Origin of the sequence: Bacillus sp. FJAT-49711 (assembly GCF_018343715.1) — a bacterium.
In the GTDB taxonomy this organism is placed as follows: domain Bacteria; phylum Bacillota; class Bacilli; order Bacillales; family Bacillaceae_C; genus Lederbergia.
Window position 1 is genome coordinate 61,467 of the sequence record NZ_JAGYPL010000004.1, and the last position, 22,779, is coordinate 84,245.

Sequence of the window (22,779 nt, forward strand, 5' to 3'; positions counted from 1 at the left end):
CTCCTTAACCTGACACTTGCATCATTGGTTGCGGCAATAACCTGACTTTTCTATTCGCCAATCCTATAAGAGTTTTCCTTAACATTTCATTATCTAATGTAGAATAAGTATCAATAATTTCATCAATTTCTTCCAAATAAAGTTTTGCTGCTTTACCAATATAAATATTCGGATATACTTGTTTTTCAATTATTTCTTCATCTTTTAATAACTCTTCGTAAAGTTTTTCACCAGGTCTCATTCCTGTGAACTCGATTCCAATATCCTCAACAGAATGTCCTGATAGCTTAATTAAATTTGCAGCTAAGTCAATGATTTTTACGGGTTCTCCCATATCCAAAACAAAAATTTCCCCGCCTTTTGAAAGCGCACCTGCCTGAATGACCAGCCTTGAAGCCTCTGGAATAGTCATAAAATAGCGGACCATTTCCTGATGGGTTACTGTAACAGGTCCCCCTTTTTCTATTTGCTTTTTAAATAATGGAATAACACTCCCACGACTCCCCAGTACATTTCCAAACCGAACAGCTACAAATTTCGTTTTGCTTTTTCCATTCATATTTTGAATGATCATCTCCGCCAAGCGTTTTGTTGCTCCCATCACACTCGTAGGATTAACGGCTTTGTCGGAAGAAATCATGACAAACGTGTTTACTCCATGCCAACTAGCTGCTTCCGCGACATTTCTAGTGCCTATTATGTTATTTTTAACTGCCTCTTCAGGATTACGTTCCATTAAAGGCACATGTTTATGAGCTGCAGCATGATACACTACATCAGGCTTATGCTTACTCATAACTAACATCATTTTATTAGCATCCTGTAAATCAGCAATCTCTGTTATATATTCAATTGACAAATGGCCAAATTTCTCTTTTAAATCCATTTCAATTGAATAAATACTATTTTCCCCATGCCCTAATAACACTAATTTTTGTGGGTTAAACTTTGATATTTGTCGGCAAATTTCCGAACCGATTGATCCTCCTGCCCCTGTTACAAGAACTACCTTGTTTGTTACATACTCCGAAATACTTTCAATATCTAATTCTACTGGCTCTCTTCCTAACAGATCCTCGACTTGAACATCACGAAATTCGTTTACAGCTATTTTTCCTGTAACCAAGTCTTCCAACAGTGGAAGGATTTGAGTTTTAGCGTTCGTTTTTGCACATTCGGAAAATATGGTATTTAATTTTTTCTTGCATAAGGATGGAATAGCAATGATAATATGGTCTATATTCAAATTTTTAACAGCTTTTTCAATCTCGTTTATTCCGCCGAAAACAGGAACACCCAATATATCTAGATGATGTTTCTTATTATCATCATCGATAAAAGCAACAGGGAAAAGCTCAGTATCCCTACTTTTTAATAATTGTCTTGCCACCATTGTTCCAGCTGATCCCGCTCCGATAATTAATGTTCTTTTTCGATCATCCGTTTTATTTAAAAAGTAGTCACGGTATATTCTCCAACAAAACCTTGATCCTCCAATTAAAAGCATATGTAGAAGCCAAGTGACAACGAGTAATCTTAAATAAATTTCATTCATAATAACTTTCTGAGCAATTGCTGTAACGAAGATTGTTAAAGTGACAACCTTAAAAATGATGATTAATTCTCCAATACTCGCATATTCCCATGCTTTTTTATAAATTTTAAAATGAAATGAAAAAATATGATGACTTAAGATGATAGACAAACAAATAATAATAACGGGCAGTTGTATTACATGAAGACTTGCATTAACTAAAAAACGGCTGAAAAAGATAGCTGTTAGTACAATAAATGAATCAACAACAATGAATAAAGATAATCTTTGTCGATAAGTCAACAATATCCCCCCTAAATATAAAAGCAAAAGCTCCGTGCTTATCGACGTACAAACTTCGGTTGCCAATAACTGAGATAAAGAAAACTCTATGTTGACTTGCGAAAAAAAAGCAAGAAGGCAGCTAGCCGATAGGCGCTGGAACTAGAAAATGAAATTAAAGATGTTAATAATGGAGTCTTTTGAAGAAAACTTCATTATTAACATCTTTAATATATGGGGCATCTAACCCCTCCTCACACCACACTAACGACGACTCGCGTCTAAGGTCATGAACCCACAGCATGATCGAGTGCCTCCATTGATATTGGTTAGGAGGCATTACCAAAGAACAAATGGTTCTTAATAAAGAACATAAAAACAAAAAAATATAAACGTTACTTACTTTTTATTGTTTAGGATGACTCCGACTATTTGTGCTCTTGCATATTCCAATACTTTCTTCGTTTCAACTGCACTCTCAATATTTGTTTTATTTTGCTTTACTACTAGAACAACTCCATCACAAATATTTGCGATAATTTTTGTATCCGTTACCTCTAGAATCGATGTTGAATCAATAAGAATAATGTCGTATAACGATTTTACTTTTTGCAATAATTGTTGCATATTTTGAGAGGCTAATAGTTCAACAGGATTACTGGGTGTCTTACCACTTGTCAAAATATCTAATTTTTCAATAGAAGACGGGAAAACTGCTTCTTCGAAAGAGGTTGTTTCTGTCAGTACATCCGTTAAACCGAATGCATTAGATGCTTTGAATATGCTATGAATATTGGGATTTCTTAAATTCCCATCAATGAGCAATACTTTTTCCTGTTGCTGGGCCATTGATATCGCTAGATTAGCTGCAGTAGTCGATTTACCCTCAAGCTTTCCCGGAGAAGTAACAAGCAAAGTCTTGTTTTTTTTATCTCCATTAAGGAAATAAATATTAGTTCGAATCGTACGGTATTGTTCGGAAATAATAGAATCCGGATTTGCGAATGTTATTAAATTTCGTTTTTTACTGGCCATCATTCTTTTTTTCCTATTTAAAACCAATTGTCTCACCTCAGAAAACTGATTCGATTCTTTTATTTTTTCTTTTACTAATATTTCTTTTATTCATTGATGAAACACTGCCTAAAACTTGAATATCCAATAGCATTTCAATATCACTTTCGGATTTAATAGAATTATCAAGAGAATCAATTAAGAATAGTAATCCAATCCCTAAACCAATCCCAAATACAAAAGCCAAAAGAATGATTTTATTGGGACTACTTTCGTTAATAGGAAAAGGATTCTCCTTCGCTTCCGATAAAATACGAATATCTTTAAAATTTAAGATACTTGGAATTTTTTCAGAAAAAACTTTTGCCGTTGTATTCGCTATCTCAACCGCTCGCTTCGAATCCGTATCCGTTACACTGATTCTTACTACTTGTGAATCATCAATACTATACACATTGATTTGTCCAGCCAATGAGGATGGCGACTTTTCTAATCCAAGATCCGCGATGACTTTTTCTAAGACAATGGTGTCTTTTATAATAACTTGAAGAGTTTTCCTATATTCTGAATCCGCCTCGATAATGATATTAGTTGATGCTTCATATAATGGTTCTGCTTTATTGAGACTACTGTAATACCAACCCGCAATTGTCGTTAAAAAGGTTAACACTAATACAATCCATAATCTTTTTACGATAACTCTGTATAAATCCTTTAAATTAATGTCCTTTGCTATTCCTTTTCCTTCAATAAACGGTTGATTTAAGCGATTCATTTACCCACCTTATTGTTTTGACATTGTTATTCTTAATAAAGAACACATAGTGTAAAAATAAAACCAATATATTTTTATATTTGGTTTTGTAAAAAAATATTGCTTATTTGTATATATAATAGTTCTTTATAGAGAACAAGTCAATAACTTTTTTTATCTTTTGTGAATTCTTTAAAATTGATATGATAAACCGTTAAGTATAATAACTTTATTCTCGCAAAAACTATCCAAGAATCATATTATGCCCTTTCATTAATAAAAAGAACGGAGTTGTATAATGAAGAAGAAAAACCCCATCATCAACGAAGAACAAATCACCATCACATCAAACTTAAACAATCTCAAATCCGGCGACTCAGTCAATGAACACCGTATGATTGAAAGAGGAAACCTAATACAAGCAGAAGAGGAAATAAAGCAACAAAATAATAATTTATGAGTCAGAAATACGCAAGCACTTTTCTTTGCGAGGATCAATACTGGATTTTGCCACAATCCATTCTCCCATTTGAACTTTGCAAAACGAAAACTGGATTTTGTCATTTGAATTAATGTAATGAAACAGGATAAAGTCATAGATGGATACATTAGTAGTTGTCACTTCCCTTGTTTCGGTTGTCGACTAAATAATTTCACACAAAAGAGAATGTCCAGAAGTACTGATAGGAAAGCCCTCTTAGTGGGGCTTTTTCTTATTTCTCCGTCTCGAGGCTTAGTTAAAAATATGTCTCTAGCTGGTTATCCATATTCCGAAAGGCAATTATGATTGGAATTAATGTTTCAGTGGTTTTCCAACTTTGCCTAATTTTTCCTCAACATTGAAATATAAATAAATAAATAAGGAGTATGAAAATGAAATTAATTGAGTTTATTGTGAAACGAAAGATTTTAGTAGGATTAATGGCTTTATTGATTATTTTGCTGGGCTGCTATTCTATATCAAAGCTAGATAAGGAACTGCTCCCAAGCATAAAAATGGACGGAGCCTATGTGGAAATCAACGCTGGTGAAATGGCGGCTATTGAAGTAGAACGAACGATCACGACTCCACTTGAACAAAAACTTAAAGGTTTGAATGGAGTTGAAGAAATCCAGTCTACTTCATCCATTGGACGGAGCTCTCTTAATATCAGCTTTAAACGCGGTAAAGGGGATGAGCTGTTTAAGGAAGTTGAATCGATGGCGAATTCTTTAAAAGGATCCGTCACTGGTATTACCGAAGTTCAATCAGGACAATACGGAACTAGTCAGAACTATGAATTCTTTATGGATATTTCTAATGGAAATATGAAAGAAATGACTGATTTTGCAAAAAATGTTTTAACACCTAGGTTAGAAGATTTATCAGAAGTAAGAGATGTAGCTCTCGTAGGAACTGTAGAACATGAGGTTTCCATTGAATTAGATCGTGGAAAAATGGATAAACACCTTATTGATGCAAGCGAAGTCATTGGTGCAATTCAAAACATTAATAATGAGGCTACCTTAGGAGAAATAGACAGTGCATCCATTCGCTGGAATACTAAATTAGCGAATGAAAATGATGTGAAAAATATAAAGATTCCTACTACAAATGGCGACATTTTTCTAAAAGACATAGCAAAAGTATCTTTCCAACCTTTAGAAAATTCCTCTTATGTCTGGAAGAATGGATCGAAGGATTTTATCTTAATCCAAGTAGGCCGCACGTCTGAAGTTACCCAAATTGAAATGGCGGAAGCAGTAAGGGCGGAAGTTGAAAACATTCGCAAAGAAAATTTAATTAACGGCTTTCAATTAAATGAAATGGTTGCACAAGCGGATTATGTAAAAGAATCAATTGATGGGGTAACAGATAACATATTAATCGGAGGAATTATTGCCATTGCTGTTCTGCTAATATTCCTACGTAACTTAAGAGCGACCTTCATTATCGGTATATCGATTCCAACATCTATTTTACTTACTTTTTTGGCAATATGGTTATTGGACTATAGCTTTAATATTATTACGTTGATTGGTCTCGGTTTAGGAATTGGAATGATGGTTGACTCCTCTATAGTTATTCTCGAGTCTATTTATAAAAAAAGAGAACAAGCGTTAAGCAAATTTGATGCCGTCATAGAAGGAACGAAAGAAGTTTCATCTGCCGTTATTGCTTCGATGTTAACGACTATTGTTGTGTTTTTGCCGATTGGATTCATTCAAGGGGAAATGGCCCAATTTATGGTGATCCTTTCAACGGTCGTAGCGATTACTTTAATTAGTTCAGTTATCGTTGCTTTTACAATCATTCCAGCTCTTTCTGAGAAACTATTCAAAATGAGGCAGCCTAAGAAAAGAGTCAAAGAAGGATTTTTTCTACGCAGCTATAATGCAATCGTTGCCTGGACCATTAAGAAAAAACGCCGCAGCTTAGCCGTTATTACTACGTTTATTTTAATGTTTGTCGGATCTCTTTTCCTTGTGAACAAAATACCGATGACCATTATGCCTGATATGTATAACCGTTATAATGAGCTAATGATCGATTTGGAACCTGGACTTTCCAATCAAGAAAAAGAAGATGTTGTCCATAAAATAAATTCTAAACTTCAAGCGATTGAGGATGTAGAAAAGAGTTATGTCATGGATAATGGCGGAATGTTTTATGTCATTATCAATATGACTAAAGGGGATAAAATTGTTTTACCTCAAAAAGAAGTAAATGAACAAATCTTAAAATCTTTACGCGAACTACGTGAAACGACGCCGATTGAAAATGTTCAAAGTGCAATGGACGAAGGCGGTGGCGCACCAGTTCAAGTAAATATTAAAGGAGAAAATATAGAACAATTACAAAAGCTGTCAAATGATTTTATGAATGAACTTGGATCCATTGACGGTATTGTTGGTGCAACAAGTTCCATGAAGCGGACTTCACAAGAACAAGTAATCCAATTAAAGGAGAAAGAAATTGAAAAGGCTGGCCTTTCACCTGTTCAAATTAAACAATTCATTGAATTAGCATTTTTACAAATGCCCGTTGGTGAAATGAAGATAGATGAGGAAAACATTCCACTAAATATAAAGTGGGATGAAAAAACAAGCACGAAAAATGATCTTTTGGGCTTAAAAATACCGCTTCAAGATGGAGAAAAATCATTGTCTTCCTTTATAGAATTTAACAATGTAGAAACTCCTAATGAAATTAGCCATATAGACGGAGAGCGCTTCATGTCCATTACCGCCGATATTGAAGGGAAAGATTTGGGTTCAGTGAATCGGGATGTACAAAAGTTGATAAAAGACTTCGAAACACCAGATGGCTATAAAGTGACTGTTGCGGGGGATCTTGAAGAGCAGCAGGCATTAATGAAAGATATGCTTTTTGTTTTCGCTATTGCTTTATTCCTTGTGTATCTTGTTATGGCAGTCCAATTTAATCATTTAGGTCATCCACTTATCGTAATGTCAGTTATTCCTATGACAATCGTAGGCGTTATACTTGGATTATTTTTAACGCAAATGGAACTAAATTTAATGTCGGGTATTGGAATTGTCATGTTGATCGGAATTGTTTTAAACAATGCAATCCTTCTTATTGACAGAACGAATCAACTTCGTAAAGCTGGATTTTCAATTGAAGATGCACTCGTTACAGCGGGGAAAGATCGAATTAGACCAATATTTATGACAACCTTAACAACTGCTGGTGGAATGCTTCCATTAGCACTTGCATCTGGTACTTCAGGAAATTATCAAGCACCGATGGCTACTGCGATCATTTCTGGGTTAATGTTTGCAACCTTCATTACCTTATTGCTCGTACCAGCTACGTACCGATTATTTTCCTTCTCACGCTTAAATATGGGTAGGGTTAAAGCGAAGGAAAAAACGAAGAAACTTAGAGTATCAGTAACCCCTGATAATGTTGGTTAATGTAAATCGAAAAAAGATGGATTCACAATTTCTCTATTATGCTCATAGGAAATTGGGAAAATCAGTTAAGAATATTTTTAAACCTGGCTTGGAATTTTCCGAGCCAGGTTTTATAAATTAAAAACCCCTGTCTAATAAATACAATTGTCGATATCTTTCATTTGTTGCCATTAATTGTTCATGTGTTCCGCTCATGGCAATTTTTCCTTTATCTAAAAAAATGATTTGATCCATATGCTCCATTCCAATTAAATGATGAGTGATCATGATCATTGTTTTACCTTTTAGTCCCGTAAAAATGGTCTCGAGCAAATCAGCTTCTGTTATCGGATCTAGTCCTATTGTTGGTTCATCCAGAAGAACAATTGGAGAGTTTTTCAATAAAATCCGCGCTAACGCAATCCTTTGCCTTTCCCCACCGGAAAATCTTTGTCCAGTCTCTTCCATCTGTGTTTCAATTCCATTAGGAAGAGAGCGAATGTAATCCTCAAGCTTTACATCACGAATAACGTTCTCTATATCTTTTATTGTCGCTTGTTGGTTTCCTAAATGAATATTATTTTTTACCGACGTTGCGAATAAATAAGGCTTTTGATTAAGTACGCTCATGATGCTTGTTATATGTTCACCATACATGTCAGGTGCATTTCCACCAATTTGGATTTTTCCTGACTTTGGTTTCAACACCCCTAACATTAATTGCATTAATGTAGTTTTCCCTGCCCCACTTTTCCCTAGTATCGCTATTTTCTGACCATATGGAATGGAGAGTGAGATTTTTTCTAGTGCCGCATTCCTTTCAGCTTCATAACGATACGTAACATCTTTCAGCATAATATATGGCTCGCAAGTTTTGTTAAGTTGCACTTGCAGCCTCTCTTTTTTCGGAACATGTAATCGGATGTTTTCAATTCGCTGTAATGATTCTTGATAAGTTGGAATTCTTTCAATTGCTTGTGAAACTGGGATAAGCCCTTCTAAAATAGGCAGTGTCACTAATGTAAAGGCAGCGATATAAGTTGGAGCTATTTCACCATTCAGAGCCGCCTTGCCTGCCCACACCCCAACAAAAATGAGAATAACTCCGCTTAATAATTGCAGTTGGAACGTCCGTGATTGATTCCAGTTTTCAAGTTTTTTTTGAATCTCGTCGCTTTTCTTACTCTTCCTTGTAAACTCTTTAATAAACGTCTCTTTCCTTCCACTAATCATCCAATCTGTTAAACCGAATATAGCATCTGTAAATGACTGATAGAGCTGTGAGCGAATTCCTTTTAATTGCAGCTGGTGTTTTTTCAAAATATAAAGTGATATAAGTGGATAGACAAACACAATAATGCTTAAACAGAAAGAAATAAAAATAGCAAAGATCCAATCAAATAATGCTAAAACAACGACGGAATAAAAAAATAAAAATAAAGCTATAATGGTAGGGAAAATTGTCCGTATATAAGCGTCTTGCAAATGTTCAATATCATCTGCAAGTGTACCTAATAAATCTCCAGTCTTGAAACGTGAGCGGATAAATAAAGCTTGCGGCTCCAAAATAGAATAAAGCTTTACTCTCATATTTGATAAAATCTTCAATACGGTATTATGACCTGTCAATCGTTCTAAATAGCGAGTGACAGCTCTAGAAATCCCAAATGTTCGAACACCAACAATTGGAATATATAATAGAAGAATCGTAGCAGGCATTTCCGATGCTCTTGTGATTAAATAGCCAGAAGTAAAAGTAAGCATAGAGGCGGCAAGGACAGTTAAAATCCCTAAGAAAACCGTGACAATAATTGACCATTTAAACTGTATAAGATACGGTTTTATATACATGTGAAATAATTTCATTCGATGCCACCTCCAATGCGTGCATGGATAAGACGAGAATATGCCCCATTCTTTTGAATAAGTTCGCGATGTGACCCACTTTCGACTAGTTCGCCATTTTCCAAAACAAGAATGATATCCATGTTTTTCATCCAATGAAGACGATGGGTTGCAAAAAATACAAGTTTATTTTCAAACATTGGCAATATGATTTTCTTTAATTCATGTTCTGTTTCAATATCTAAGTGTGCTGTCGGCTCATCAAACAACATAATCGGTCTGTTTTCGAGTAATGCACGAGCCAACGCGACACGCTGATCTTCCCCACCGCTTAATGCACGTCCACCCTGTCCAATTTTCTCGTTTAATCCTTCCGGAAAGCTGTTCATCAGCTCACTTAATCCAGCCATATTTACTGCTTGTTCAATGTTGTCATTGGATGGATTTTTAGCATATAAGCTTATATTTTCAGCAAGCGTGCCTGAAAATATATATGGATGCTGAGGAATATACGTAACTTGTTGTTGCCATCCTGGAATCGTTAAGTGTGGCAAAACTGTACCGTTAACATAAATTTCCCCCGTAGAAATTTGTGTAAATCCTGATAAAATATCAATTAACGTAGATTTTCCTGCACCCGAAGCACCGACTATCCCTACCTTACTGAATCCACTTATCTCCGTATTTATATTATCTAGAATAAGTCGGTTTTCTTCCGTAGAAGACTTTGTCAAATTCTGAATGGACAATGTGCTTTTTTCATCCCATTCCTTTATCGACGCATATATTTTTTCTTCTGAAATTCCTTCATTTCTTAAAAAAGCATGAATCTTTTCTCCCGCTTCTTTCCCATCCATCGTTGCGTGATAATCATTTCCTAATTCACGTACAGGATGAAAAAATTCCGGAGCTAAAATAAGAATCGTTAAAGCAGGCTCCAAACCAATCCCACCATTAATAAGGCGCAGACCTAGTTCAACCGCTACGACCGCTATAGATAAACTAGAGAAAAAGTCTAAAGAAAATGTAGATAAAAAAGCGACCCGAAGCGTGCGATTAGTCGCAATTCTATATTTATTGCTCACTAACTTAATTGCTTCCCGATGGGTTTTACTTTTTCCTAAATACTTAAGTGTAACTAAGCCACGCAATGAATCGACAAAGTGACGGGATAGAAGCTGATACGTATCCCATTGCGCATCAATTTGTTTTTTTGCAGTAAAACCCAATAAGATTAGAAAAATAATCATTATTGGCATGACAATCGCTAAAATGATTCCTGATGCTGTATCCACTTTTAACACGTACATGAAAACGATTATAGGAATACAAATCATGGCAACAACACGTGGAATAAACAGTTTTAAATACGTCTTGAAATTCGGGATTCCTTCAAGGCATAGAGTAATCATATCCCCAGATCCTTTTTTTCCAATGATTCGAGGTCCAAGCACGAATAATTTTTCAACTAGCAATTGTTGAAAATGAAAAGAGGTATTATTAGCAAAGCGATACGCAAGTTTTTCCTTCATCCACTGTAGAAAGTGTCTAATAATATAACTTCCAATAAACGATGCAAACGAAGGAAGGACTGCATAAATGGCAGCCCCTTTATACATTTTTACAATTGCTTCCGATAAATACACTGCTTGAAAGATAACCGCAAGTGCTTGGGCAATCGTCAAGATGCCAACAATGAATAGTAGACTTTTACTTCCTCGATAATGTAGAAGATGTTTGTCCATCAGTATTCTAAATGCTCCTTACTTGTAACCCGTTTTCTGAAAATATAATAGCTCCAGATCGTGTAGCCAAGGACAATGGGTACCATAACAGCTGCAACAATCGTCATCAGTTTTAATGAATATTGACCAGAGGCAGCATTATAAACGGTTAAATTATTTAAGAAGCTTGTGGAGCTAATCATCACATTTGGAAACAATGCGATGAAAAACGAAGATGTAATGATCATTAAAACCAAACCGGTAACTGTAAAACTATATCCTTCTTTTTTATTTCGCAGCAGCGGAAGCAAAATAAGGTATAGAATGACAACGAGACCATAAAGCGGATAGAACAACATCCCTTTTTCAGAAAAAGCGTCAGTATTCATTCCTGTTAAAACTGTAAATAAGACAAGAACTCCCCCACATGTCAAATAAATTTTCTGAGCCATTTGACGTGCACGCTCCCGCAAAGAACCAGTCGTTTTCAATGAAATAAACATTAATCCATGTAAATAGGTTAGCAGTACAAAAGCTATACCACCTACGACAGTGTAAATATTTACAATATCCACGAAGCCTGCATGCATATTCATATGTTCATCTATTGGCAGCCCTTTTATTAAGCTGGAGAACAATATTCCCAATAAAAATGGAGGCAGCAAACTGCCTAGGAATATTGACCAATCCCATGTAAGAGTCCATCTTTTCGAGTTTACTTTTCCTCTAAATTCAAATGCAACTCCCCTTGCAATTAAAGCAAGTAAAAGAACAACAAATGGAAGATAATATCCGCTGAATAATGTTGCGTACCAATGCGGAAATGCAGCAAACATTGCTCCTCCAGCAGTAATAAGCCAAACTTCATTTGCATCCCAGAAAGGACCAATTGAATTAATCAGCATTCTTTTTTCTAATTCATTTTTTGCAAGGAATTTTGTACTCATCCCTACCCCGAAGTCGAAGCCTTCTAAGAATACAAAACCAACAAATAAAACGGCAATCAGTACAAACCACAACTCACTCAGCTGCATTTTTCAACCCTCCCATTTCAAATGGATCTGAAGCGGTAATATCTTCTTTTGTTTTTTCATGTGGACCTTGTTTTATTACCCTTATAAACAAATACACCATCGCAATCGCAAGTAAGGTATAAATAAGCGAGAAAGATATTAATGAAAATAATATTTGTCCGGCGGTTACATTAGGTGAAATCCCATCAGAGGTCAACATTAGTCCGTTGACTACCCAAGGCTGACGTCCAATTTCCGACATAATCCATCCAAAGGAATTTCCAATAAACGGGAAGAATATGGCAAGAACAAGCCATTTTAAATAACGTCGGCTTTCAACAATTTTTCCTCTCCACATTAAGAATAAGCCCATTCCACTTAATAAAATTAAAAGTCCCCCTGTACCAGCCATAATTCTAAAACTCCAAAAAGTTGTTTTTACAGGAGGTATGTAATCTCCCTCTCCGAACTTCTGTACAAACTGCTCTTGAAGAGTTTTCAGCCCTTCTACTTTTCCGGTAAATTCACTGAAAGCTAAATAACTTAATAAATATGGAATTTCAATTCTTGAAGTACTTTTTTTATTTTCCGTATCAATATTAGCGATGACCGTCCATGCTGCTGGATCACCACTATCATCCCAAAGAGCTTCCGCTGCCGCCATTTTCATTGGCTGAGCGGACATTAAATATGTCGCTTGTGAATGTCCAGAAAAAGCAATGCCTAATCCGGCTACGAGTCCAAGAATAAGAGAAATAACCATTGATCGTTTAAAAAATAGAAGATCTTTTTTCTTCAAAATATTCCATGCACTAACACCAATAACAAAGAAAGCAGCAGTAGCAAAGCTAGCAAATATCGTATGTGGAAAAGCTACCATTAGTTTTGGATTGGTCAAAACGGCTATTATGTCATTCATTTCAGCACGACCATTTTGAATCGTGAAACCAACTGGATTTTGCATAAAAGAGTTAGCAGCTAAAATCCAAAACGCGGATAAAATGGTTCCAATTGAAACAAGCCAAATACAAGCGAGATGAAGTTTTTTCGGGATTCGATCCCATCCAAAAATCCAAAGCCCAATAAATGTTGACTCCATAAAGAATGCAAGTAGCGCCTCAATTGCTAAAGGAGCACCAAATACATCGCCAACAAAACGAGAATACGATGACCAGTTCATACCAAATTGAAATTCTTGAATAATCCCAGTAACAACACCGACCGCAAAGTTGATAAGGAAAAATGTTCCCCAAAACTTGGTCATTTTTTTATACACTTCATCTTTCTTAACTAAATACATCGTTTGCATAATAGCAATGATAAAAGCCAATCCAATCGATAACGGAACGAAGATAAAATGAAACAAAGTAGTAGATGCAAACTGAATCCTTGCTAGGATAATTTCTTCCATTATTTGTTTCTCCTCCTAATTGAAAATATGAGTATAGTAGTTTAGATCATCTTGTGAATGTATGCACAAATGTGAATTTCATTAATCCATAGGTAATGAAAACAAGACACATATGGGCCTTCTAATACGTGATATTTTTCACAAATATACTGACTTTTGGATAAGGATATTTTTGAATTTAGAAGTAGCTTGTTGGTGAATTTGTGACAAGTTGAGCATACTCTTCCTTAAGAAGAGTAAATTTTATAACATTTCCAAGTCTGACTTTTTACAAAGATAGTAAAATAACATGGTTTTTCTTGAGCAAGTCATTTTTTCAATAAATGCTGAATGGAGTAAACTGGATGGTGTAATAGCATCCTTGGACCAGCAGTACGCATAACCTGCTTAATCTTTTCACGATAGACCGGTTTATAACAATGGATCTTGCAATTCGAACAAGCTGACTTTTCTTCACCAAATCTGCAAAGTGAAAGTCTTTTTAAGGCATATTCCTTTAGTTCGTGACATTCTTCACAAAGACCATTAAAATGATGCCTTTTTCGACAATACCATTCAATCATTTTCGTAATGATTTCCTTTTCCTTTTGAATGACAGGTCCGTTATTTAGTTCCCTTTTCGTTCGAGGCACTCGTATTCACCTTCTTTTAAAATTATGTAAGCATATCCTTAAGATACCATAATTCATAATTTTAGTGAAACATTCGAAACACTAGCACTTTCATTAAGTAATATAATTTTTCAAGAAAATGATTTCAGCACCGTATAGAATTTGCCCTACTCGTATCACGTTAGATTTCAGCTTATTCCAATCTTTCAATTGCGAAACGCTCACATGGTTAGCCGCTGATATTTTCCATAGCTAATCACCTTTTTTTACTTTATATTGCCTACTTGCTGCATCTACTGAAGCTGAAAAAGTAGATAATGCTAGAGTTGCCGCTAAGCAAAAGGATACTAGTTGTTTTTTCTTCATGATGTTTTCCCCTCTAATTGTAAATAGTAGCAATGACTTCATCTCCCCCAGAATATAACAATTTCGCAAGAGGATAAAAACTCCAATTTAGTAGTTTTATAGAAAAAAAAATAAGGTCAGCTTTTTTCTCTGATCCCTATCCCTTTCATACGTTCCTTTAAATTTGAAACTAATATAGAACTACCTAACCAGCAGAAAAGCCCTAACATAACACTAAATAACCAATTATTACTTATTATCAATCCAAGCCAAACAGTCGTAACACAAATAACTCCGCCTATCATTCCAAAAACTGATCCCTTAGCTATTTTAGCAGCGTTCATTGATCCAGAAGCAATTCCTACCATTAATATTGCGGTGATCATTACAGCTGGAAATGCGGCAAAAATTCCAGACAAGATCTTCCAAGGAGAAATGATAGTTACAATATAACTAAACATGACCGCCGTTCCACCTAATATAAAACGAATGAGCAAATCTTTTATTTTCATGGGAAACCCCTCTTTTTGTTATTTTGCAGAAAAAATAACAACGACCATTGATACTATAACCCAGTAGCCCATTGCATGAATAAGTCCAAGTTTCCATCCTTGTTTCTGCAATAAATACCCAGCAATTATAGCAATCAATATATTTATAGCCATTCCATAAATGGCTCCTTTAGATAATAGAATTGAATGGGAAATAAGTTCTTCTCCACTAAAATCTAAATGGATCGTTAGAAGCGCAGCTAAATAAACAGCTGGAAAGGCTGCAAAGATTCCTCCTGCTTTCTCTCCTAATTTATTAGCCACTAGTGAAGACCCCACAACTGCAAATCCGCCTAATAAAAATCGTATTAGTAATGCGAAAAAACTAATTTCGCCCATTTTATTCCACCTCGATTAAAAGCATATCCACATGGCCAAATAGATGTAATTAACTAACTCAATTGTGAAATTGTTCACATAAATAATTATACACGATAAGATACTAATCTTCTAGTCTATCCATTGCAATTTATTGTTAAGATTTATAAAACGATTACAATAAATACCAAAGGATAAATTGGGTTCATTTCATTAATGTCTCATTTACATTATTGACTAAAAAACCTCTTCCCACAGTGTATTTTTCTGGCATTTATTTCTCGAAGGTAAAGTTGTTCTATCATATATTGTTCGTAGCGTTTTTATTGTTTGTGATCCGTGTTCATTTAAAAAGTTTCTTCCTTCCACCATTGTTTTTTAGTTTTATAGTCAATGTCAGGTTAAAGGAAATTTATTATTAGTTAGTTGGATTCCTTTCCTGCTATTTGTTACTTCCATTTTCATGTGAAAGTCAACGTTTTCCGTCTATCGTGTGACATATTTTATAAATGAAAAGCGACCTTTTTGGTCGCGTTCCGATGGTTATTTGCCATAATTCATGTATAGTTTTTATTTATAAATGGAAATGTTACATTGCTTCATCAAGAGCAATAAAAAATCTCCTATGCACTTCTTTTTTTAACTAAGCTTGCGTTTTCCTTAGATGTCCTTAATTCAACGGTCAACGCTCCACCTTTTGCAGATGCTTTAATCAACAAAGGTGCTCCGGTTGTATTCTGGAACCTAAAATCCTTCCCACCATATGATACCGTTGCGTCCCGCCCTTTCGGTATGTACCCAACATTCACCGAATGATGATGCAATTCTACATACGAAACTGCTAGTTTATCAACTGAATTAAATAAAGTTGTGGACGTCTGGCAAATCCCGCCTCCTATTCCTTCCACGAGTTTACCATTTAAAGCCTCCATTGCTTTTTGATATCCATGTTCCGCATCGCTTGGCCCAACAGTTGTATTAAAAGAAAAATAATCATCTATTCCAACAATCACATTATTAATTGCATCTGTAGATAGTTCAATATTTTTATTCCGCCCATCAGGGCTTCCGCCAAAGTACGTCGTGAAGGTTGCGACCACCACTTCATCCAACTGAGAGGCCTCACCCTCTTTATAACCACTTTCTGTAGCATATAAAGGAAGTTCTACCGTTCCACCTTCTGCAAAAGCAGCTACCACTTTATCGAATAGCTCCGATTCTTCTAAAATGACTCTTGGATTTCCTTTAATAATTTTCCCATCTTTCCCCAATCGATCCGGTATCATTCTTTGATCGTAGCCTTCCGTAGTATCCGTTCCTCTAGCCATTTCTTTCACCCAACTTTGGATTTCTTGCTTATACGTTTCTTCATTTTCTTTCAGATCTTTACGTATGAAATTAAATGTTTTAATGACTTCCTTCGTATTTGGATCAACAACTTCAATATCGATTGGCTTTCGTTCTTCTGCTAGCCTTCTTTCTTCCTCTTTGCGTAGTTCCTCCTCTTTAAGCCTTTCCTCTTCCAACTTTTTCTGTTCTTTTTCATATAATTCTTTTTGCTTTTCTAATTCAGCAATTTTCTCATCCAGCTCTTTCTGTTTTGCTGCTTGAACGGAACATCCAGTCAAGCCTAATAAACTGCCCACCAAAATAACAGTAAGCAACCCTCTATACATCCCCATTTTTTTATCCCAACTTTTCTATATATTTTAATCTTTTGGCTCACATTCTCCACTCTATTCAAATAGGCATATCTATATTCCCTCGACTTTGAATTTGGGCTTTTTTCAATAATTTATTTTTCTTATGACTATGATTCGCTATATAAGCTGTTTATTCCTTGAATAATATATGCGAAAACCAAATAATTCGTTCGACGGTTTTTTTCGGCATTTTCCTGCTGAACATTCGCTAACAATTATGCATTTCTTACTTTTCCATTTTCCCCTATAACATAAGACGCAAAAAAAGAACTTTTGATTCAAATACTTTTGAATCTTAAACAAATTTTTCACACTGTGAAACATTTAATTGGTGCATATGATTCCTACAAAAAATGGACAAGATCTTGTTCAATTCTTTTTCATGATATGCTTGTTAACTTATCAATATAGTCTTTAGAAGGTGAATTTCTAGCAAAATGGCTTTTTACTAGCAAAAATTAATATAAAATAAGAATAAACACAATAGTGAAATGAGGATGAAACACAGATGGACTACCTACATGAAAAACTAATCGCAGATTATGATAAGAGCTTAGATTATAAAGGGGTCAGAGGAAGTCGTTTAGCATCGCGACTTTTCGCATTATCTCAAATTGGTCCTACTGAAAAGGGTGGATCTAATCGAATTGGCTTTTCCGAAGAAGAAAAGGAAGCTAAAAATATGATAATAAAATGGATGGAGGAAGCAGGATTGATCGTCTCTCTTGATGGTGCTGGTAATGTAATCGGAAGGCTAACAGGAAAAAATCCTAACCAGCCTGCCATCGTTTCCGGTTCTCATGTTGACAGCGTTCCAAACGGAGGTCATTTTGATGGACCACTCGGTGTTCTTGCTGCACTTGAAGTAGTTGAAGCATGGAAAGAAACGGTATACATACCTGAAAGGCCATTTGAAGTTATTGTTTTTACAGATGAGGAAGGTACCCGATTTAATGGTGGATTAACTGGAAGCATGTCGATAGTTGGAGAAATTAAAAAGGAGGATCTTTTAAAACAAGTAGATATTTATGGAGTATCTTTTGAAGAAGTTTTGGATAATATCGGTCTCTCAATTGATTCTCTATTATCAGCAAAAAGAGATTTTTCTAAAATCGAAGCTTTTGTTGAAGTTCATATTGAACAAGGGAAGCGCCTCGAAAAAGCAGGCATTCCTGTAGGGATTGTTACTGGTATTGCTGGACCTTGTTGGTTAGAAATGACTTTTACCGGCTCTGCTGGCCATGCTGGAAATACTCCGATGGATGATAGAAAAGATTCACTTGTTGCCGCAAGTCAATTTATCGCCGAACTACCATCCCTCCCGCAGCAAGTAAGCTCCTCTGCGGTTGCCACAGTCGGAAAACTTCATGTTCATCCGAATGGCGTTAATGTTATACCTGGACAAGTGAAATTAACGGTAGATATTCGCGATATTCATGAAAGCTCAAGAAATGAATTGGTCAACTTAATTACCGAAAAGGCATCTACCATTTGTATGAACAATCATATCGAACTGGAATGGAAAGAAACACTAAGGGTGGATCCTGTTCCTATTAAAAAAGAGATGCAGAAGAAATTAGAGAAAGCCATGCGCGCCAATCATATCGAACCATTTTATTTACCAAGCGGCGCTGGCCATGATGCTATGATTATAGGACGCCACCTCCCTGCTGCCATGATTTTTGTACAAAGTAAAGATGGGATAAGCCACAATCCTTTGGAATGGTCGTCTTTAAACGATTGTATTCAAGCAGTACACGTATTAAAACATTTTGTAGAGTCTTATTAAACATTACATATACAAGCTGCCTTAGCACAAAACATATATTAAATCAGCAAGTATGAATGTTTTTTGATATTTTACAAGGTTATTCATGGCTTGCAATATTATCACTTTACAAAAGTTAATTCACATCCTTAACTAATGCTAATAGCAGGGGGAACCTTATGGATGGACATATTAAAACAACAGTCTATGATGATGTAAATGATGTGCTTAATTATTTTTCAACGCAAATTCAAGAAGTTGCAGGAGAACGTTTTATTGGTATGTATGTGATTGGCTCACTTGCACTTGGTAATTTTAATCCAATTAGCAGTGATATTGACTTTGTAATTGTAACTGATATTGATATTGATGACACTCTTTTCAACCGACTAAAACATATACATTCTGCGTTTGCCGCAAGTCATTCATATTGGGCAAATAAAATAGATGTGGTATATGTAACTATAAGGGTACTACATAATAATAAGGATTCATCCTTATTACAGTATCCCCAAGTTGAACACGGGACGGAGTTATTCAAACACTTTCTTGAAGATGGCTGGATTTTTCAGCTGTATACATTGCGTGAACACGGGATTCAAGTTTTTGGACCTAAACCTAGTTCTTTTATCAGTCCAATTGACCCAAATGATATGATACCAGCAGTAAAAGCTATTGCTGAAATATGGCTTGAAAGTGCCCAGAACGACCCTTCGTGGTTGGAATGGTTGGCAAATAGGGAATGTCAGGTTTTTGTTATACAAACTCTTTGTCGAATGCTTTACTCACTACGAACGGGTTCTGTAACTTCAAAACCAGTGGCTACAATTTGGGCACAGAAAGAACTGGGAACGCCTTGGGATTTACTTATTATGCGTTCTTTATCAGCCAAACAGGAGAATAGTAAAATTACACAAAATGATATGGAAGAAACGATTAATTTCATTCGATACACAGTTGAGCAAACTATTTTGCGTTAGCATAAAACGTTATTTTGTAATGATTGCAGCCCCAATTGTAAGACACAATTGGGGTGCAGTTCAGAATTACCATGTTTTCACTTTTTAATTTCATTTTTTTTACTTAATTTACCTAAAATGCTTCGTAATTAAATTGTTTTAACGGACGTGCAAGAGATACATGTTAATAAAATTCCTCAGGCCATTCTAATTCAAAGCCATCATTTCTCAATTCCGCTTGAAATGCCTCCAGTAAATGCCCATCTTCTCTAACCGTTTTTGGTTTTGTATTTTGTTTTATACAAAAAGCAACTAATGTACCACATGCTTCACCTATATTCCACTCGGTTGGATGCAATCGATAACAGCCGTTAGTAATATGGGTCGTTCCTATATTTTTACATCCTGCTAAAACATTATCCAATTCTTTTGGTAACAAAGCCCCCAATGGAATATGATAGGGCAGTGCTTTAATATCAAGATAATTTCTCCCAGTCATACTAGGATGTAAATCAATACTATAAGAACCGATTCCTACACGATCATGATATTTTTTTCCTGTTTTACCACGATTAGTATCTGGTGATACGTCCTGCTCTACTATTGTATACTCTGCTTTAATTCGTCTAGATTCTCGAATATATGGCGACTTAGCGAGCCCATCCTTTGTAGCAAATATATCTTTTCTAAGCTTTAACCCAGGATAGCCTTTCCCCCCATCTGCTCGCGGTGCTTCCGTTTGCAGCCAATAAAAAAGGGAAAGACTAAGTTGTTTGGCCTGATATATATGTTTTTCCTTTTCCTGTTCAGAAACATCATAATTATTCCCTAAAAAGTAATCATTTTGCGGCCAATTCATCAGAGTAATATCTCCGGCATGATATGGCGAATCAAACTGTTCTTTGTCAAAAATTCGGCGGTATTCCCAAAGCGGAAAACCATCTTCCTCACGAAATAGGGTATACTTTCTTTTTTCTTTCGTAATCGGATGAGGTGCAAAAAAACTTAAATATTTATTCGGCCATATATCTGGATGAAATTCTCTCCAAAACTCGTACATTTCAGGTTCTGGAATAATATGATTTTCACCCTCTCGATATTCCATAGCCAACACGTATGTGAAAGCTTGAATATCCAAAGGATTATATTCCTTTAGCGCATGAGGTTCACCTGTAACAGATTGAGCCTCTGCCCCAGTCACATATTCAATATCGGCCAATGGGAGAACATCGCTTGATTCTGTTGCATCAATGAAATATGGCGCAGTTAATTGCACCTTTTCGGAGGTATTTGTATTTTCAAATGTCATTTCATGAATGGTTTTATTTACTTTTTGAATCGAAATTATTTTCGTATTTAAAAAAAGCCGTAATTGATTAGTCAAAAGGTAAGGCATAAGCATTTCATATAAAACATGCAATGAAATTCTAGGATCATGACAAATATTACTCACAAGACCATTACCGGGATTAAAATTGGTGCTAGACTTCTTAACATTCATCGTTTTAAGATATGTATCTCTTACTTTATTACGATAAGTCCGATATCTTTTTGTACATCCAAATTGTTCAATCCATTTGTGTTCATCTGGAGGCACACCTTGGGAAGTAGCTTGGCCACCAATCCAATCTGTTTCTTCTGTCATGAGGACCTGAAGACCACTCGCACAAGCCGAAAGAGCTGCAGCACAACCACCCAACCCTCCACCTACAATCACTAAATCTACTTTCATAGCCTTATCCTCCAAACAAAGTTTTTTTCAATTTTATAGGCTCTGTTATTTTTTTATTGTTGATTTTCTTGTAAGTATGAAAATAAATTGGCGGAGAATTTCCGGTTAATGTATATAGAGGAACTGAAGCAGCAAAAATAAGCGTAGATATTCCGGTTAACTGTTCTACATATAACAAAAACCAAAGATTTGGACCTTATAAACGGAAAATCTCCCCTTATTTTTAAGGAAATAAGGGTATTTTCCAAAATAAACGTAATTTTTCCGTTTATTTTTCAAATGCCTTGAATCAACATTCAGCTATAACAAAAAACCATCAGTTGGAGTAATCAATCAGTTTTGTTAAAGTCTTTGTCTTTTTATTTATTAAGCTCTCAAAAACACCAGGAGCTTCACTGAAGGATACTTTTTCTTTAATAAATGGTTGAACATCAATTCGTTTCTCAGCTACCAATCTTATATATTCGCTAATATTCCTTCCTTCTGTCCAACGGATGAATCCATAAGGGTAATCAATAGCTTGTTGTTCGTAAATTTTGTCATATCGACCAGGTCCGCCTGCTCGTGAAATTAGTATTTGAGCTTCTTTTCCAAACATGAGGTTCCTTGGAAAATCGGGTTCAATATCACCTACAATAACGACTTTGCCTTTATTTCGAACCCACTCTAGACTTTGTTTCGTTAATGCCGAGCGTTTCCCGCCAGCACATAATAACACCGCATCCGCACCATGATTATTAGTAGCTTGATCTATTGCTAATTTCATATCATCAACGTTTGAAAAAGATTTAATATTTCCCAGCATATTTGTCCGTTCTTCAGAAATATCATATGTGATAACATCATAGGCTGCTGCATCTGCTATTTTGGCAATAAGTTGACCAAGGACTCCCAAGCCAGCAATTACAACCGTCTCTCCAAATTGCAAATTGGCAACTCTAAGCGCATGAATCGCAATCGCTCCTAATCCACAAAGTGAAGCTTCTTCAGCTGTAACATTTTTGGGTACTTTTGCGCATAATGTTTTCGGAACTAGTAAATATTCGGAATGGTGGACATAAGGAGCACCATAGCAAGCTACAACGTCTCCTTTTTGAATTCCTTCAACTTTATCGCCACATTCAATGGCTATTCCGACTGCACTATAGCCAATTGCATATTCCTTTCCCGCACTGTTTGCGATCATGCCAATTTCCGTACCTGGTGAAATGGCTGAATATAATATTTTTAATAATACGTATGAAGGTTTGATCACAGGAATCTCTTCTTCTATGATTTTTACATTTTGATTGCTTGCAACGATCGATTTCAATGT

At 35.6% G+C, this 22,779-nt stretch carries 18 protein-coding genes; 4 read left to right on the forward strand and 14 right to left on the reverse strand.

Going from position 1 to position 22,779, the window contains the following annotated elements:
• Window positions 1-4 precede the first annotated feature (4 nt).
• The 3 genes from KHA96_RS17975 to KHA96_RS17985 all read right to left on the reverse strand — a co-directional run bounded on the left by KHA96_RS17975 (window position 5) and on the right by KHA96_RS17985 (window position 3,605).
• Window positions 5-1,837 carry a polysaccharide biosynthesis protein gene (locus tag KHA96_RS17975; protein ID WP_213130721.1) on the reverse strand — a complete coding sequence of 611 codons (1,833 nt, stop codon included), beginning with the start codon at window positions 1,835-1,837 and terminating at the stop codon, window positions 5-7.
• Window positions 1,838-2,215: 378 nt separating this feature from the next.
• Window positions 2,216-2,854: a CpsD/CapB family tyrosine-protein kinase gene (locus tag KHA96_RS17980; protein ID WP_213130722.1), complete on the reverse strand. Its 639-nt coding sequence runs from the start codon at window positions 2,852-2,854 to the stop codon at window positions 2,216-2,218.
• A 34-nt stretch (window positions 2,855-2,888) separates the two neighbouring features.
• Window positions 2,889-3,605 carry a YveK family protein gene (locus KHA96_RS17985; protein ID WP_213130723.1) on the reverse strand — a complete coding sequence of 239 codons (717 nt, stop codon included), beginning with the start codon at window positions 3,603-3,605 and terminating at the stop codon, window positions 2,889-2,891.
• Window positions 3,606-3,882: 277 nt separating this feature from the next.
• On the opposite strand from KHA96_RS17985, the gene KHA96_RS17990 reads away from it, so the two are divergent.
• Window positions 3,883-4,044, forward strand: coding sequence for a hypothetical protein (locus tag KHA96_RS17990; RefSeq protein ID WP_213131132.1), 162 nt, complete (start codon window positions 3,883-3,885; stop codon window positions 4,042-4,044).
• A 413-nt stretch (window positions 4,045-4,457) separates the two neighbouring features.
• The gene (locus KHA96_RS17995) at window positions 4,458-7,505 is read left to right on the forward strand and encodes an efflux RND transporter permease subunit (RefSeq protein ID WP_213130724.1); all 3,048 of its coding nucleotides are present in this window, start codon (window positions 4,458-4,460) and stop codon (window positions 7,503-7,505) included.
• 117 nt (window positions 7,506-7,622) lie between these two features.
• On the opposite strand, the gene cydC is transcribed toward KHA96_RS17995, so the two are convergent.
• From cydC to KHA96_RS18040, 9 genes are all read right to left on the reverse strand, one after another.
• Entirely contained in the window at window positions 7,623-9,350 is a 1,728-nt protein-coding gene (cydC, locus tag KHA96_RS18000; protein ID WP_213130725.1) for a thiol reductant ABC exporter subunit CydC, read from the reverse strand.
• Window positions 9,347-11,074 (reverse strand): thiol reductant ABC exporter subunit CydD, encoded by a 1,728-nt coding sequence (cydD, locus tag KHA96_RS18005; RefSeq protein WP_213130726.1) that lies wholly within the window; start codon window positions 11,072-11,074, stop codon window positions 9,347-9,349. The genes cydC and cydD overlap by 4 nt, the downstream gene beginning before the upstream one ends.
• Entirely contained in the window at window positions 11,074-12,087 is a 1,014-nt protein-coding gene (cydB, locus tag KHA96_RS18010; protein WP_213130727.1) for a cytochrome d ubiquinol oxidase subunit II, read from the reverse strand. Before cydB ends, cydD begins: the two co-directional genes overlap by 1 nt.
• A complete protein-coding gene (locus tag KHA96_RS18015; protein ID WP_213130728.1) occupies window positions 12,074-13,477 on the reverse strand; it encodes a cytochrome ubiquinol oxidase subunit I in 1,404 nt (467 codons plus the stop codon). Before KHA96_RS18015 ends, cydB begins: the two co-directional genes overlap by 14 nt.
• 308 nt (window positions 13,478-13,785) lie before the next feature.
• Entirely contained in the window at window positions 13,786-14,109 is a 324-nt protein-coding gene (locus tag KHA96_RS18020) for a nitrous oxide-stimulated promoter family protein (protein WP_213130729.1), read from the reverse strand.
• Between the two features lie 231 nt (window positions 14,110-14,340).
• Window positions 14,341-14,487 (reverse strand): hypothetical protein, encoded by a 147-nt coding sequence (locus tag KHA96_RS23135; protein WP_249315731.1) that lies wholly within the window; start codon window positions 14,485-14,487, stop codon window positions 14,341-14,343.
• Window positions 14,488-14,570: 83 nt separating this feature from the next.
• On the reverse strand, window positions 14,571-14,945 hold the full coding sequence (locus KHA96_RS18030) for a DUF3147 family protein (RefSeq protein ID WP_213130730.1): 375 nt from the start codon (window positions 14,943-14,945) through the stop codon (window positions 14,571-14,573).
• 18 nt (window positions 14,946-14,963) lie between these two features.
• A complete protein-coding gene (locus KHA96_RS18035; protein ID WP_213130731.1) occupies window positions 14,964-15,323 on the reverse strand; it encodes a DUF3147 family protein in 360 nt (119 codons plus the stop codon).
• 602 nt (window positions 15,324-15,925) lie between these two features.
• Window positions 15,926-16,984 (reverse strand): VanW family protein, encoded by a 1,059-nt coding sequence (locus tag KHA96_RS18040; protein ID WP_349305797.1) that lies wholly within the window; start codon window positions 16,982-16,984, stop codon window positions 15,926-15,928.
• A gap of 529 nt (window positions 16,985-17,513) precedes the next feature.
• Here KHA96_RS18040 and KHA96_RS18045 point away from each other — a divergent pair.
• Complete coding sequence (locus tag KHA96_RS18045; RefSeq protein ID WP_213130732.1) at window positions 17,514-18,794, forward strand: M20 family metallo-hydrolase; 1,281 nt, start codon at window positions 17,514-17,516, stop codon at window positions 18,792-18,794.
• Window positions 18,795-18,952: 158 nt separating this feature from the next.
• Window positions 18,953-19,753, forward strand: a complete 801-nt coding sequence (locus KHA96_RS18050; RefSeq protein ID WP_213130733.1) for an aminoglycoside adenylyltransferase domain-containing protein — start codon at window positions 18,953-18,955, stop codon at window positions 19,751-19,753.
• Between the two features lie 163 nt (window positions 19,754-19,916).
• On the opposite strand, the gene KHA96_RS18055 is transcribed toward KHA96_RS18050, so the two are convergent.
• Entirely contained in the window at window positions 19,917-21,464 is a 1,548-nt protein-coding gene (locus tag KHA96_RS18055; RefSeq protein ID WP_213130734.1) for an FAD-dependent oxidoreductase, read from the reverse strand.
• A 316-nt stretch (window positions 21,465-21,780) separates the two neighbouring features.
• A complete protein-coding gene (locus KHA96_RS18060) occupies window positions 21,781-22,776 on the reverse strand; it encodes a zinc-dependent alcohol dehydrogenase (RefSeq protein WP_213130735.1) in 996 nt (331 codons plus the stop codon).
• Window positions 22,777-22,779 lie beyond the last annotated feature (3 nt).

Coding starts and splice junctions, on each gene's coding strand:
- KHA96_RS17980 (WP_213130722.1), bottom strand. CDS start 2,854: ATGATGGCCAGTAAAAAACGAAATTTAATAACATTCGCAAATCCGGAT.
- KHA96_RS17985 (WP_213130723.1), bottom strand. CDS start 3,605: ATGAATCGCTTAAATCAACCGTTTATTGAAGGAAAAGGAATAGCAAAG.
- KHA96_RS17990 (WP_213131132.1), top strand. CDS start 3,883: ATGAAGAAGAAAAACCCCATCATCAACGAAGAACAAATCACCATCACA.
- KHA96_RS17995 (WP_213130724.1), top strand. CDS start 4,458: ATGAAATTAATTGAGTTTATTGTGAAACGAAAGATTTTAGTAGGATTA.
- cydC (WP_213130725.1), bottom strand. CDS start 9,350: ATGAAATTATTTCACATGTATATAAAACCGTATCTTATACAGTTTAAA.
- cydD (WP_213130726.1), bottom strand. CDS start 11,074: ATGGACAAACATCTTCTACATTATCGAGGAAGTAAAAGTCTACTATTC.
- cydB (WP_213130727.1), bottom strand. CDS start 12,087: ATGCAGCTGAGTGAGTTGTGGTTTGTACTGATTGCCGTTTTATTTGTT.
- KHA96_RS18015 (WP_213130728.1), bottom strand. CDS start 13,477: ATGGAAGAAATTATCCTAGCAAGGATTCAGTTTGCATCTACTACTTTG.
- KHA96_RS18030 (WP_213130730.1), bottom strand. CDS start 14,945: ATGAAAATAAAAGATTTGCTCATTCGTTTTATATTAGGTGGAACGGCG.
- KHA96_RS18035 (WP_213130731.1), bottom strand. CDS start 15,323: ATGGGCGAAATTAGTTTTTTCGCATTACTAATACGATTTTTATTAGGC.
- KHA96_RS18040 (WP_349305797.1), bottom strand. CDS start 16,984: ATGGGGATGTATAGAGGGTTGCTTACTGTTATTTTGGTGGGCAGTTTA.
- KHA96_RS18045 (WP_213130732.1), top strand. CDS start 17,514: ATGGACTACCTACATGAAAAACTAATCGCAGATTATGATAAGAGCTTA.
- KHA96_RS18050 (WP_213130733.1), top strand. CDS start 18,953: ATGGATGGACATATTAAAACAACAGTCTATGATGATGTAAATGATGTG.
- KHA96_RS18055 (WP_213130734.1), bottom strand. CDS start 21,464: ATGAAAGTAGATTTAGTGATTGTAGGTGGAGGGTTGGGTGGTTGTGCT.